The sequence below is a fragment of the Enterobacter sp. BWH52 genome (genome assembly GCF_001037565.1).
Taxonomy (GTDB): domain Bacteria; phylum Pseudomonadota; class Gammaproteobacteria; order Enterobacterales; family Enterobacteriaceae; genus Enterobacter; species Enterobacter hormaechei_C.
The window spans coordinates 3,341,818-3,355,862 of record NZ_KQ089854.1 but is presented as its reverse complement, the minus strand read 5'-3'; the positions used below and the strand labels follow the sequence as shown (position 1 = coordinate 3,355,862).

Genomic DNA, 14,045 nt, shown 5'->3' with positions numbered 1-14,045 from the left:
ATGCCGCCCGCTTTTCGACTGGAGTATCAGCCCTTGTCCAACCCTGAACACAATCATGAATACTGGATGCGTCATGCGCTGGCGCTGGCTCAGCGCGCCTGGGAAGAGGGCGAAGTGCCCGTGGGCGCGGTTCTGGTCCATAACAATCAGGTGATTGGGGAAGGGTGGAACCGTCCGATTGGCCGTCACGATCCTACCGCGCATGCTGAAATTATGGCGCTGCGTCAGGGCGGACTGGTGCTGCAAAACTATCGTCTGCTTGATACCACCCTGTATGTCACCCTTGAGCCGTGCGTAATGTGCTCCGGGGCGATGGTGCACAGCCGAATCGGTACGCTGGTGTTTGGCGCGCGGGATGAAAAGACGGGCGCTGCTGGTTCACTGATGGACGTACTTGGGCATCCGGGGATGAACCACCAGGTGAAAACTATCGGCGGGGTACTTGCACCAGAATGTTCGGGTCTGTTAAGTGACTTTTTTCGAATGCGTCGGCAGCAGAAAAAGCAACAAAAGGCAGAATTGAAACCGCAGGGTGATTAAGCTCTTCCGGTGCGACCACCGGATAGCTTTCAGCCAGCTGTTGCGCCTCGGCCGCCTCTTTTTCTTTCTCCAGCAGATATCCCACCAGGCTTATCTGATACTTACGAATATTTTCCACGTAGGCATACGCTTCATGGCCGCGCGCATAGCCATACGTCAGCTTCTGGTACCACTGTTTCTGGCTAAGCAGCGGCAGGCGCTGTTTTACATCTGACCAACTGTCCGGGTTACCTTTGGTTTTCGCCGTCAGCGCCCGCGCGTCGAGCATATGCGCATACCCCATGTTATAGGCGGCTAGCGCAAACCAGATCCGCTCCCCTTCCGGGACCGTCTCCGGCACTTTCGCCATCATATCCTGTAAATACTGCGCGCCGCCGCTGATGCTCTGTTCCGCATCGGTCCGGTCGCTGATGCCGAGGCTCTGGGCGGTATTTTTGGTGAGCATCATCAACCCGCGCACGCCCGTGGGGGAGGTGGCCTGAGCATCCCAGTGCGATTCCTGGTAGGAAATTGCCGCCAGCAGCTTCCAGTCAATCTCCTGGGCGTACTTCTCAAACAGCGGTTGCAGGTCCGGCAGCACGCTGTCCACCGCGCGCAGGAAGGTGCGGGTGTCAACGTAATCAAAATCGTCCCCGTGACCGAGATATTTCTCTTCCAGACGCGCCAGGGTGCCGTCTTCATTGATGGAATTAAAGAAATCGAGCATGGCCGCAGAGACGGTTTGATCGTCGTCCAGCTGGGTAAACCAGGTCACCGGCTGTTCGTCGGTCACATCCAGCGCCACGGCGATTTCAGGATGAACGCGCTGGAAAAGACTGATCGCCACCGAATCAGCAATGGTATAGGCCAGCTTTTTATCTTTTACCTGCTCCAGCAATTCGGTCGTGCCGAGTTTAGGATCGACCGTCCAGCTGAGGTTAGGGTATTTTTTCTCTTTCAACGCCCGCAGATCGTCAATCACCACATGGCCTGGCGCAATGGTCAATTGCTGGTCGGTGATGTCGGCCAGTGAGCGCGGGCGCAGGCTACCCACACGATAAACCACCTGCTGCGACACGGAGTAGTAGGTCGGGCCCGGCTGATAGTTTTTGCTGCGTTCGCTGTTGTACACCAGACCTGCGGCGAGAATATCGGCACGGTCATGGTCCAAATCATCAAACAGCTGGTTGATGTTCTGCCGCACGGTAACTTTCAGCTTCACGCCCAGATAGTCCGCAAACAGCTGTGCCAGTTCGTAATCAAGACCGATGGTTTTACCGTTGATATCGTCGTAAATAAGCGGGGAGGAGAGGGTACTGACGCGCAACTCCCCCCGCTCCTGAATGGCGGCGATACGGTTTTCGGCCTTGCCGAACCAGGGAATAGACGGCCAGAGGGCCACTGCCAGCAGCAACGTAACAATGCCGATGAGCAGATAATTAATCTTTAATTTTTTCAATTAGTTAATTCTCTGCGACGCCGGTTGCCTCAGTGTGCTGTAGTCATGTTAAGAGTAGAGTTTGCCATTGATTGAGCGGCATTTTGCGCAAAGTAGCGCCAGTTGGCAACCAATTAGAGAGACAGGTCACATCTATTGTTAAACATAAAGGTTGATTTTATTTCGACGCAAACGGTTTCGTCGGCGCTCAGGATTCTCTATAATGACGCCCGTTTTCCCCCCTTGCGCACACTGTAAGCGCCCCGGCGCTTCGAAGACGAGAGACTTATGATGGAAATTCTGCGTGGTTCGCCTGCACTGTCTGCCTTCCGTATTAACAAACTGCTGGCACGTTTTCAGGCGGCCGACCTTCCGGTAAGCAATATTTACGCTGAGTATGTCCATTTTGCTGACCTGAATGCCCCCCTGAATGCAGAGGAGCGCGTACAGCTGGAACGTCTGCTTAAATATGGCCCAAGCCTGAGCAGCCATACGCCGACCGGCAAATTAATCCTCGCCACGCCACGCCCTGGCACCATCTCCCCTTGGTCTTCCAAAGCAACAGACATCGCTCACAACTGCGGCCTGAACCAGATTAACCGTCTGGAGCGCGGTGTGGCGTACTACGTGGAAGCCTCTACCCTGAGCGACGCGCAGTGGCAGGCGGTTGCGGCTGAACTGCACGACCGCATGATGGAGAGTGTGTTTGACTCTCTGGATGATGCGCAGAAACTGTTCTCCCACCATCAGCCTGCGCCGGTACAGAGCGTGGATCTGCTGGGGCAGGGGCGTCAGGCGCTGATCGACGCAAACCTGCGTCTTGGTCTGGCACTCGCAGAGGATGAAATCGACTACCTTCAGGATGCATTCGTTAAGCTGAATCGCAACCCGAACGACATCGAACTGTATATGTTCGCGCAGGCCAACTCCGAGCACTGCCGCCACAAGATTTTCAACGCCGACTGGATTATCGACGGCGAACAGCAGCCGAAGTCGCTGTTCAAAATGATCAAAAACACCATGGAGCAAACCCCTGACCACGTGCTGTCTGCCTATAAAGACAACGCCGCGGTGATGGAAGGTTCCGAGGTGGGCCGCTTCTTCGCCGATCGCGAAGCAGGGCGCTATGACTTCCATCAGGAGCCCGCGCATATCCTGATGAAAGTGGAAACCCACAACCACCCGACGGCGATCTCCCCATGGCCGGGTGCGGCGACCGGCTCCGGCGGTGAAATCCGTGACGAAGGGGCGACCGGTCGCGGCGCGAAACCAAAAGCGGGTCTGGTCGGTTTCTCCGTCTCCAACCTGCGTATCCCGGGCTTTGAACAGCCGTGGGAAGAAGATTTCGGCAAGCCAGAGCGCATCGTGACCGCGCTGGATATCATGACCGAAGGCCCGCTGGGCGGCGCGGCGTTTAACAACGAATTTGGTCGTCCGGCGCTGAACGGTTACTTCCGTACCTATGAAGAGAAAGTGGACAGCCACAACGGCGAAGAGCTGCGCGGCTACCACAAACCGATCATGCTGGCGGGCGGGATCGGCAACATCCGTGCCGATCACGTTCAAAAAGGCGAGATCGTCGTCGGCGCGAAGCTGATCGTGCTCGGCGGCCCGGCGATGAATATCGGTCTGGGCGGCGGTGCGGCCTCTTCGATGGCCTCCGGTCAGTCTGATGCGGATCTTGACTTCGCGTCCGTGCAGCGTGACAACCCGGAGATGGAGCGTCGCTGTCAGGAAGTAATCGACCGCTGCTGGCAGCTGGGCGATGCTAACCCGATTCTCTTTATCCACGACGTGGGAGCGGGCGGTCTGTCCAACGCCATGCCGGAGCTGGTGAGCGACGGCGGCCGCGGCGGACGCTTCAACCTGCGCGATATCCTGAGCGATGAGCCTGGCATGAGCCCGCTGGAAATCTGGTGTAACGAATCCCAGGAGCGCTACGTGCTGGCCGTTGCGGCGGATCAGCTGCCGCTGTTTGACGAGCTGTGCCGCCGCGAGCGCGCGCCGTATGCCGTCATCGGTGAAGCGACCGAAGAGCAGCACCTGACTCTGAGCGACACCCATTTCGACAACCAGCCTATCGATCTGCCGCTCGACGTGCTGCTCGGTAAAACGCCGAAGATGACCCGGGACGTAACAACCCGTAAAGCGGCGGGCAAAGCGCTGGATCGCCAGGGCATCACCGTGGCAGAAGCCGTTAATCGCGTGCTGCACCTGCCTGCTGTGGCTGAGAAAACCTTCCTGGTCACCATTGGCGACCGTACCGTTACCGGTATGGTATCCCGCGATCAGATGGTCGGCCCGTGGCAGATCCCGGTGGCGAACTGCGCCGTGACCACCGCGAGCCTCGACAGCTACTACGGCGAAGCGATGGCGCTGGGCGAACGCACCCCAGTGGCGCTGCTGGACTTCGCCGCCTCTGCGCGACTGGCCGTTGGTGAAGCGCTGACCAACATCGCGGCGACGCAGATTGGCGACATTAAACGCATCAAGCTCTCCGCGAACTGGATGGCCGCCGCCGGTCACCCGGGTGAAGATGCCGGCCTGTACGAAGCGGTGAAAGCTGTGGGCGAAGAGCTGTGTCCTGCGCTCGGCCTGACCATTCCGGTGGGTAAAGACTCCATGTCGATGAAAACCCGCTGGCAGGAAGGTAACGAGCAGCGCGAGATGACCTCTCCGCTGTCGCTGGTGATCACCGCGTTTGCGCGCGTGGAAGACGTACGTCATACCGTTACGCCGCAGCTTTCCACTGAAGATAACGCCCTGCTGTTGATTGACCTCGGCAAAGGCCATAACGCCCTGGGCGCCACCGCGCTGGCGCAGGTTTACCGCCAGCTCGGCGATAAGCCAGCCGACGTGCGCGACGTCGCCCAACTGAAAGGCTTCTACGACGCAATTCAGGCGCTGGTGGCGCAGCGTAAGCTGCTGGCCTACCACGACCGTTCCGATGGTGGCCTGCTGGTGACGCTGGCAGAGATGGCCTTCACCGGTCACTGCGGCGTTGAAGCAAACATTGCTACGCTTGGCGAAGACCGCCTGGCGGCGCTGTTTAACGAAGAGCTTGGCGCGGTCATTCAGGTACGCGCCGCAGATCGCGACGCGGTGGAAGCGATTCTGGCGCAGCACGGTCTGGCAGACTGCGTACACTATCTCGGTAAAGCGGTGCAGGGCGACCGTTTCGTGATTGAAGCCGACGGCCACGCGGTGTTCAGCGAAAGCCGCACCACGCTGCGTATGTGGTGGGCGGAAACCACCTGGCAGATGCAGCGCCTGCGTGACAACCCGGAATGCGCCGATCAGGAACACAACGCGAAGGCGAACGACAACGATCCTGGCCTGAACGTGAAGCTCAGCTTCGACATAAACGAAGACATTGCCGCGCCGTACATTGCGACCGGCGCGCGTCCGAAAGTGGCCGTGCTGCGCGAGCAGGGCGTTAACTCCCACGTTGAGATGGCGGCGGCCTTCCACCGGGCGGGCTTTGACGCCATCGACGTCCACATGAGCGACCTGCTGGCCGGGCGTACCGGGCTGGATGATTTCCAGGCGCTGGTTGCCTGCGGAGGGTTCTCCTACGGTGACGTGCTGGGCGCGGGCGAAGGCTGGGCGAAGTCTATTCTGTTCAACAGCCGCGTGCGTGACGAGTTCGAAACCTTCTTCCATCGTCCGCAGACGCTGGCGCTGGGTGTGTGTAACGGCTGTCAGATGATGTCTAACCTGCGCGAGCTGATCCCGGGCAGCGAAGCCTGGCCGCGCTTTGTGCGTAACCAGTCTGACCGCTTCGAAGCGCGCTTCAGCCTGGTAGAAGTAACCCAAAGCCCGTCTCTGCTGTTGCAGGGAATGGTGGGTTCGCAGATGCCAATCGCGGTTTCGCACGGCGAAGGTCAGGTTGAAATGCGTGATGCGGCGCACCTGGCTCAGCTTGAAAGCAAAGGACTGGTAGCGCTGCGCTTTGTTGATAACTTCGGCAAGGTCACCGAAACCTATCCGGCTAACCCGAACGGTTCGGCAAATGGCATTACCGCGGTCACCAGCGAAAGCGGTCGGGTGACCATCATGATGCCGCACCCGGAGCGTGTCTTCCGCACCGTGAGCAACTCCTGGCACCCGGAAAACTGGGGCGAGGACAGCCCGTGGATGCGCATTTTCCGCAACGCGCGTAAACAACTGGGTTAAGTTTCAACGCCCTGACTGTAGGCCCGGTAAGCGCGAGCGCCACCGGGCTTTTTTGTACCTGTCGCAAAATTGCGACAATCCTCTGGATTGAGTGTCTCCAATAAGAGACATATAAATTGTTGATTTAACTATGGCAGGACAGGTTTCCATTAAGGTGTTGCTTAATAGCGACACTTAGCCTGGAAATCATTCACCTGACAATCAATGCATTTTAATAATAAAACAATTATTAATCATAAGGATAGTATCAAAGTTTGCAATCTGGCACGCATGTTGCATAATAGTAGCCAGTGGCTCATTCACCTTCTTATGTCAGCCCCTTCGGGACGTGCTACATAAACTTCGAATGACGCACAAAAAGGTGCCTGCCGTCCAACTACTGATTATTGCAATGCTTTATCAGGCCAGGGCGAAACGTCGAGTTAGGCACCGCCTTATTCCATGACAAAGCCGGGTTTTTACCCGGCTTTGTTGTATCTGAAGGGCAGACTCAGTTACGCTCTCCTCAAACCCGGATGATGAGAGTAATGTGTTGAAACGCTGGCCCGCTTTCCCTCGCTCCCTGCGACAGCTCGTTATGATGGCCTTCCTGCTGATCCTGCTACCTTTGCTGGTTCTGGCGTGGCAGGCATGGCAAAGCCTGAATGCGTTAAGTGCCCAGGCGGCCCTGACTAACCGCACCACGCTTATTGATGCCCGCCGTAGCGAGGCAATGACCAACGCCGCGCTGGAGATGGAGCGTAGCTATCGCCAGTACTGCGTGCTGGACGACCGTACGCTGGAGAGGGTCTATCAGAACCAGCGTAAACGCTACAGCGAAATGCTGGATGCCCATGCCGGGGTCTTGCCGGATGACAAACTCTATCAGGCGCTGCGTCAGGATCTGAACGATCTGGCGCAGCTCCAGTGCAAAAACAGCGGTCCTGATGCCGCCGCCGCCGCCCGACTTGAAGCCTTCGCGAACGCCAATACGGAGATGGTGCAGTCCACCCGTACGGTTATCTTTTCCCGTGGTCAACAACTCCAGCAGGAGATTGCCGAGCGCGGCCAGTTCTTCGGCTGGCAGGCGCTGGTGCTGTTCCTCGTCAGCCTGGGGCTGGTACTGCTCTTTACCCGCATGATCATCGGCCCGGTAAAGGGGATCCAGCGGATGATTAACCGCCTGGGGGAGGGCAAATCTCTCGGGGATACGGTTGTTTTTAAAGGCCCGCGCGAGCTGCGCTCGGTCGGTCAGCGCATCATCTGGCTTTCTGAACGCCTGGCGTGGCTGGAATCGCAGCGTCACCAGTTCCTGCGCCATATCTCACACGAACTCAAAACACCGCTGGCCAGTATGCGTGAAGGCACGGAGCTGCTGGCAGATGAAGTAGCGGGGCCGTTATCCCCTGAGCAAAAAGAGATCGTGGCGATTCTGGATGCCAGTAGCCGCAATTTACAAAAACTTATTGAACAACTGCTGGACTATAACCGCAAGCTGGCGGATGGTGCTGTGGTGCTTGAAAGCGTTGAGATTGAACCGCTGGTGGACATGGTGATCTCCGCCCATAGCCTGCCAGCAAGAGCTAAAATGATGCATACCCAGGTGGATCTCAATGCGCCATCCTGCCCGGCAGAGCCGATGCTCCTAATGAGCGTACTGGATAATCTTTATTCCAATGCGGTGCACTATGGTACTGAATCCGGTACCATTTATATCAGAAGCAATAACAACGGTTCGCGGGTATTTATTGACGTAGCGAATACGGGAAGCCCGATTCCGGATGATGAAAAAACGATGATCTTTGAGCCCTTCTTCCAGGGGAGTCATCAGCGAAAAGGTGCGGTAAAAGGAAGTGGTCTGGGGCTGAGTATTGCCCGCGACTGCATACGACGCATGCAGGGTGAGCTTAACATCGTGAGTGATGAACGCGCCGATGTCTGTTTTCGTATCGAACTGCCTCTTGAGCCGGAAAAATCAATGAAATGAATAACAACCTGGTGAGTATGTCACACGTCTTTTACCGCGCACTGCGCGCGGTGTTTTCCAGCAAAAATGTGCGCCTCAGCCTGCCCTGCTTACTGCTGGCCGGCTGTGTAACCCATGCACCAAAAAGTGCGATTAGCCACAAACAGGAAGATAAATGGCCGCAAAAACAGCTGGCCGACTTCCTTTCAACACGTTGCGATGACATCTGGAGCCTGTCGGGGCGTGATGTTGAATCCAATCCGCTGTTCTGGCTGCGCGGAATAGACTGCGCCCAGCGGCTGGCGCCCGCCGAGGCCCGTGCCCAGGCGGCGATGCTGATGGACGATACCTGGCAGGACGCGTTTAAACGCGGGATCGTGATGGCGGATGCCAGAATCACGCCTGTCGAACGCCGCGCCAACGTGACGCGGCTGGATACTTACGTGATCAATATTCCCCCCCAGGTGCGCCCGGTTTATCAGCTCTGGCGGGACGGACAAACCCTGCAATTACAGCTGTCCGAAGAGCGTTTCCGCTACAGCAAATTGCAGCAGTCAAGCGACAGCGAGCTTGATGCGCTTCGCCAGCAGCAGGAGTCGCTGCGCGAGCAGCTGGAAACCACCACCCGCAAGCTCGAAAATCTGACCGATATCGAAAGACAGCTCTCGACGCGTAAGCCGGCAGGCAGCTATCTGCCCGATGGGTCGAAAGGCAACTCTGCCACGACGCCAGACAGTGAGACGCCGAAACAAGAGGATGTGAAGCCATGACAAGCCGTAAACCTGCCCATCTGTTACTGGTGGATGACGATCCCGGGCTGTTAAAGCTGCTGGGGATGCGTCTGGTCAGCGAAGGCTACAGCGTGGTCACCGCTGAAAGCGGGCAGGAGGGGCTGAAAGTGCTCAGCCGCGAGAAAATCGATCTGGTGATCAGCGATTTGCGCATGGATGAAATGGATGGCCTGCAACTGTTCACGGAGATCCAGAAGCAGCAGCCCGGGATGCCGGTGATTATCCTCACCGCTCACGGATCTATTCCTGATGCGGTGGCCGCGACGCAGCAGGGGGTATTCAGCTTCCTCACCAAACCGGTGGATAAAGACGCCCTCTATAAAGCGATCGACAGCGCTCTTGAGCACGCGGCGCCATCCGGCGACGACGGCTGGCGTGAATCCATCGTGACGCGTAGCCCTGTGATGCTGCGCCTGCTGGAACAGGCGCGGATGGTGGCGCAATCCGACGTTAGCGTGCTGATCAACGGCCAGAGCGGGACCGGGAAAGAGATCCTGGCCCAGGCGATCCACAACGCCAGCCCACGCAGTAAAAATGCCTTTATTGCCATCAACTGTGGCGCGCTGCCGGAACAACTGCTTGAGTCTGAGCTCTTCGGCCATGCCCGCGGCGCCTTTACCGGCGCGGTGAGCAGCCGTGAAGGGCTGTTCCAGGCGGCAGAGGGGGGCACGCTGTTCCTTGATGAAATTGGCGATATGCCCGCGCCGTTGCAGGTCAAACTGCTGCGCGTGTTGCAGGAGCGAAAAGTGCGTCCGCTTGGCAGCAACCGCGATATCGATATCAACGTGCGTATTATTTCCGCTACCCATCGCGATTTACCCAAGGTGATGGCGCGCAACGAGTTCCGCGAAGATCTCTACTATCGACTGAATGTCGTCAACCTGAAAATCCCGGCGCTGGCCGAGCGTGCGGAAGATATCCCGCTGCTGGCAAATCACCTTTTGCGCCAGGCCGCTGACCGCCACAAACCATTCGTGCGCGCGTTCTCCACCGATGCGATGAAACGCCTGATGACAGCAAGCTGGCCGGGCAACGTACGCCAGCTGGTGAACGTGATTGAGCAGTGCGTGGCGCTGACGTCATCGCCGGTGATCAGCGATGCGCTGGTGGAGCAGGCGCTCGAGGGGGAAAACACGGCCTTACCGACGTTTGCGGAAGCGCGAAACCAGTTCGAGCTGAACTATCTGCGCAAGCTGCTGCAAATCACCAAAGGCAACGTGACCCACGCGGCGCGCATGGCCGGGCGTAACCGTACCGAGTTTTATAAATTGCTCTCACGCCATGAGCTGGAAGCGAACGATTTTAAAGAGTAATACCGCAAAATTCGCCTGAATATGATACTGTGAGCAACCGATTACGAGGCTGCTTACTGGCAAGAGTTTAAGGACCCACCATGAAAAAGATTGATGCGATTATTAAACCTTTCAAACTGGATGATGTACGTGAAGCGCTGGCAGAAGTAGGCATCACCGGGATGACCGTAACTGAAGTGAAAGGTTTTGGTCGTCAGAAGGGCCACACCGAGCTATACCGTGGCGCAGAGTACATGGTGGACTTTCTGCCGAAAGTGAAAATCGAGATCGTGGTAAGCGATGATATCGTCGATACCTGTGTGGATACCATCATCCGCACGGCGCAGACCGGTAAAATTGGCGACGGGAAAATCTTCGTCTTTGACGTGGCGCGCGTGATCCGTATCCGTACCGGCGAAGAAGACGACGCGGCGATTTAAAAAAGATTTGGTAGGCCGGGTAAGGCGCAGCTGCCACCCGGCGAAAAAAAAGCCCCTCGTTGAGGGGCTTTTTGCATTACAGCACTTTATGCGGGCCGAAACATTCGTAATGAATGTTGTCTTTATTCACGCCCAGGTCTACCAGCTGCTTCGCGGCATACTGCATAAACGCTACCGGCCCACAAACGTAGAACTGCATCCCCGGTGCGCTGAACGCCCCTTCATGCTGCCCTAAATTCATCAGGCCTTCGCTGTCGAAACGAGCCGCTGCGCGGTCGGCTTCCGTGGGTAAACGATACCAGGTATGCGCGGTAAAGTGTGGCAGACCCGCTCCCAGCGCTTTCACCTCGTCCGCGAAGGCGTGAACATCACCGTTCTCCGCCGCGTGGAACCAGTTAACCTGCGCGCTGTGGTTTGCTTTCGCCAGCGTATCCAGCATCGCCAGCATTGGCGTCTGCCCCACGCCTGCGGAGATCAGCGTCACCGGGGTATTCGTTTCAACGGCCATAAAGAAATCGCCCGCCGGTGCCGCCAGATGGACCACGTCGCCCACGCTGGCTTCGTTATGCAGCCAGTTGGATACCTGACCGCCTTCCTCACGTTTAACCGCAATGCGATAGCCTTTGCCGTCTGGCTTGCGGGTCAGGGAGTACTGGCGAATCTCCTGGTGCGGGAAGCCTTCAGGCTTCAGCCAGACGCCCAGATACTGGCCCGGCTGGTAATCGGCAACCGGCTGACCGTCCACAGGCTCAAATTCAAAGCTGGTGATCAGTGCGCTGCGCGGGGTTTTCTCAACGATGCGGAAGGCGCGCGTGCCTTCCCAGCCGCCATTCTTGCTGGCGTTTTCGCTGTAGATCTGCGCTTCACGGTTGATGAATACGTTTGCCAGCACGCCATAGGCTTTACCCCAGGCATCCAGCACTTCCTGGCCCGGGCTGAACATTTCGTCCAGGGTCGCCAGCAGGTGACTGCCGACGATGTTGTACTGCTCAGGTTTGATCTGGAAGCTGGTGTGCTTCTGCGCGATTTTTTCCACCGCAGGCAGCAGAGCCGGCAGGTTTTCGATGTTGCTGGCATAGGCGGCAATAGCGTTAAACAGCGCTTCGCGCTGATCGCCGTTACGCTGGTTGCTCATGTTGAAAATCTCTTTGAGCTCCGGGTTATGCGCGAACATGCGATCGTAGAAATGGGCGGTCAGTTTAGGACCCGTTTCAACCAGCAGGGGAATTGTGGCTTTCACGGTAGCGATGGTTTGGGCGTCGAGCATAGCAGCTTCCTTCTGATGTTACTTTAATGATGTATTTTAGATGCATCTTATAAAAATACCCCTGCAATGTAAATGGTTCTTTGCATCGTGAAAAATATGCATCACAAAGCTGAAAAGAAATCCGTTGAAAATGGTGAGAGCTTTATTGCTCAAACCCTTGCGTGGCGTGGAGGTAAACGTTTGCGTAAAATCGTTTGTCAAGACCTGTTATCGCAGAACTATTCAGTTATACTGTTGCCCGTCGTCCAACAGGACTGCCTTTTCAGGCCAAAAATTTACTTGTTAGCTGAGTCAGGAGATGCGGATGTTAAAGCGTGAAATGAACATTGCCGATTATGATGCCGAACTGTGGCAGGCTATGGAGCAGGAAAAAGTACGTCAGGAAGAGCACATCGAACTGATCGCCTCCGAAAACTACACCAGCCCGCGCGTGATGCAGGCGCAGGGTTCTCAGCTGACCAACAAATATGCTGAAGGTTATCCGGGCAAGCGCTACTACGGCGGTTGCGAATACGTTGATATCGTTGAGCAGCTGGCTATTGACCGTGCGAAAGAACTCTTTGGCGCTGACTACGCGAACGTCCAGCCGCACTCTGGCTCTCAGGCTAACTTCGCTGTTTATACCGCGCTGTTGCAGCCGGGCGATACCGTTCTGGGTATGAACCTGGCGCAGGGCGGCCACCTGACTCACGGCTCCCCGGTTAACTTCTCTGGCAAACTGTACAACATCATCCCTTACGGTATTGATGAGTCCGGTAAAATTGACTACGAAGACATGGCGAAGCAGGCCAAAGAGCACAAGCCGAAGATGATCATCGGTGGCTTCTCTGCTTACTCCGGCATCGTTGACTGGGCAAAAATGCGTGAAATCGCTGACAGCATCGGCGCGTACCTGTTCGTCGACATGGCGCACGTTGCCGGTCTGATTGCCGCTGGCGTTTACCCGAACCCGGTTCCACATGCGCACGTTGTGACCACCACCACCCACAAAACCCTGGCGGGTCCACGCGGTGGGCTGATCCTGGCGAAAGGCGGTGACGAAGAGCTGTACAAAAAGCTGAACTCCGCCGTATTCCCAAGCGCCCAGGGCGGCCCGCTGATGCACGTTATCGCCGCGAAAGCCGTCGCGCTGAAAGAAGCGATGGAGCCAGAGTTCAAGGTTTATCAGCAGCAGGTTGCTAAAAACGCCAAAGCGATGGTGGAAGTGTTCCTGAATCGTGGCTACAAAGTGGTCTCTGGCGGGACTGAAAACCACCTGTTCCTGCTGGACCTGGTTGATAAGAACCTGACCGGTAAAGAAGCTGACGCAGCCCTCGGCCGCGCCAACATCACCGTGAACAAAAACAGCGTGCCAAACGATCCGAAGAGCCCGTTCGTGACCTCCGGTATCCGTATCGGTTCTCCGGCCGTAACTCGTCGTGGCTTTAAAGAAGCGGAAGTAAAAGAGCTGGCGGGCTGGATGTGTGACGTTCTGGACAACATCAATGACGACGCGGTTATCGAGCGCGTTAAAGGTAAAGTGCTGGACATCTGTGCACGCTTCCCGGTGTACGCATAATTCTCTGCGTTGCAGAACTGAAAAAGGCCGCTCATGCGGCCTTTTTTATGGGCTAACGTCGATCGAGGGAGATGGCCCCCGGCCCGGTAATCGCCAGCAAAATAAATGCGCCAGCGATACTCACATTTTTGTAGAAGTTAATCATATTTGGCAGGACCGCATCGCCCGTCATATCCCAGTAGTGGTGACCAATCACCGCCGTTCCCAGCGTATAGAAGACAAAGATCACCGCGAGAGGGCGGGTGAAAAAGCCCAGCACGATTAGAATCGCGGCGGGGACTTCCATCACCACCGCAATAATCGCGGCCAGCATGGGCATGGGGGCACCGAGCGACGTCATATACTGAACGGTGCCGCTAAACCCCGTCAGCTTGGGATAACCGAAAATAATAAACAGGACCACGATAGCAATGCGGGCAATTAAAAGCAGGAGAGAACGAGAGGAGCCGAAATCGAAATAACGTAAGCTGTTCATGGCAAACGACCTCTTCAGGCGATGTCTTATAAACGTAATACAGTTTTACCGCTCTCGCCATACGCTGTCCGGCTGGTGATGATGTTAATTTTTAGTTAATTTATAGCACGCTAACGACTTGCTAAAGTCAGGGATTAACGCCAG

Annotated in this window: 10 protein-coding genes; 7 read left to right on the top strand and 3 right to left on the bottom strand. The window is 56.5% G+C overall.

Features of this window, described 5'->3' with window-relative positions; all coding sequences use genetic code 11:
* Positions 1–540, top strand: coding sequence for a tRNA adenosine(34) deaminase TadA (gene tadA, locus SK47_RS15810; protein WP_022651606.1), 540 nt, complete (start codon positions 1–3; stop codon positions 538–540).
* Here tadA and mltF read toward each other — a convergent pair.
* On the bottom strand, positions 428–1,978 hold the full coding sequence (gene mltF / locus SK47_RS15805; protein WP_022651605.1) for a membrane-bound lytic murein transglycosylase MltF: 1,551 nt from the start codon (positions 1,976–1,978) through the stop codon (positions 428–430). The two genes, tadA and mltF, sit on opposite strands and share 113 nt — an antisense overlap.
* Positions 1,979–2,245: 267 nt before the next feature.
* Between mltF and purL the strand changes: the two genes are divergently transcribed.
* From purL to glnB, 5 genes are all read left to right on the top strand, one after another.
* Complete coding sequence (gene purL / locus SK47_RS15800; protein WP_048244651.1) at positions 2,246–6,133, top strand: phosphoribosylformylglycinamidine synthase; 3,888 nt, start codon at positions 2,246–2,248, stop codon at positions 6,131–6,133.
* Positions 6,134–6,665: 532 nt separating this feature from the next.
* Entirely contained in the window at positions 6,666–8,099 is a 1,434-nt protein-coding gene (gene qseE, locus SK47_RS15795; protein ID WP_181007770.1) for a two component system sensor histidine kinase QseE/GlrK, read from the top strand.
* Positions 8,096–8,848 (top strand): two-component system QseEF-associated lipoprotein QseG, encoded by a 753-nt coding sequence (gene qseG, locus SK47_RS15790; RefSeq protein WP_003860689.1) that lies wholly within the window; start codon positions 8,096–8,098, stop codon positions 8,846–8,848. The genes qseE and qseG overlap by 4 nt, the downstream gene beginning before the upstream one ends.
* Positions 8,845–10,182, top strand: a complete 1,338-nt coding sequence (glrR, locus tag SK47_RS15785) for a two-component system response regulator GlrR (protein WP_003860687.1) — start codon at positions 8,845–8,847, stop codon at positions 10,180–10,182. Before qseG ends, glrR begins: the two co-directional genes overlap by 4 nt.
* Positions 10,183–10,262: 80 nt before the next feature.
* A complete protein-coding gene (gene glnB, locus SK47_RS15780; RefSeq protein WP_003860685.1) occupies positions 10,263–10,601 on the top strand; it encodes a nitrogen regulatory protein P-II in 339 nt (112 codons plus the stop codon).
* Between the two features lie 76 nt (positions 10,602–10,677).
* On the opposite strand, the gene hmpA is transcribed toward glnB, so the two are convergent.
* A complete protein-coding gene (hmpA, locus tag SK47_RS15775) occupies positions 10,678–11,868 on the bottom strand; it encodes an NO-inducible flavohemoprotein (protein ID WP_023325074.1) in 1,191 nt (396 codons plus the stop codon).
* A 304-nt stretch (positions 11,869–12,172) separates the two neighbouring features.
* On the opposite strand from hmpA, the gene glyA reads away from it, so the two are divergent.
* Complete coding sequence (gene glyA / locus SK47_RS15765; RefSeq protein WP_003860678.1) at positions 12,173–13,426, top strand: serine hydroxymethyltransferase; 1,254 nt, start codon at positions 12,173–12,175, stop codon at positions 13,424–13,426.
* Positions 13,427–13,478: 52 nt separating this feature from the next.
* Here glyA and SK47_RS15760 read toward each other — a convergent pair whose 3' ends face one another.
* Entirely contained in the window at positions 13,479–13,901 is a 423-nt protein-coding gene (locus SK47_RS15760) for a DoxX family protein (RefSeq protein WP_003860675.1), read from the bottom strand.
* Positions 13,902–14,045: the final 144 nt, after the last annotated feature.

Excerpts from the sequence above, each read along its gene's own strand:
- glrR (WP_003860687.1), top strand. The coding sequence starts at position 8,845 with ATGACAAGCCGTAAACCTGCCCATCTGTTACTGGTGGATGACGATCCC.
- purL (WP_048244651.1), top strand. The coding sequence starts at position 2,246 with ATGATGGAAATTCTGCGTGGTTCGCCTGCACTGTCTGCCTTCCGTATT.
- glyA (WP_003860678.1), top strand. The coding sequence starts at position 12,173 with ATGTTAAAGCGTGAAATGAACATTGCCGATTATGATGCCGAACTGTGG.
- tadA (WP_022651606.1), top strand. The coding sequence starts at position 1 with ATGCCGCCCGCTTTTCGACTGGAGTATCAGCCCTTGTCCAACCCTGAA.
- SK47_RS15760 (WP_003860675.1), bottom strand. The coding sequence starts at position 13,901 with ATGAACAGCTTACGTTATTTCGATTTCGGCTCCTCTCGTTCTCTCCTG.
- glnB (WP_003860685.1), top strand. The coding sequence starts at position 10,263 with ATGAAAAAGATTGATGCGATTATTAAACCTTTCAAACTGGATGATGTA.
- qseG (WP_003860689.1), top strand. The coding sequence starts at position 8,096 with ATGAATAACAACCTGGTGAGTATGTCACACGTCTTTTACCGCGCACTG.
- hmpA (WP_023325074.1), bottom strand. The coding sequence starts at position 11,868 with ATGCTCGACGCCCAAACCATCGCTACCGTGAAAGCCACAATTCCCCTG.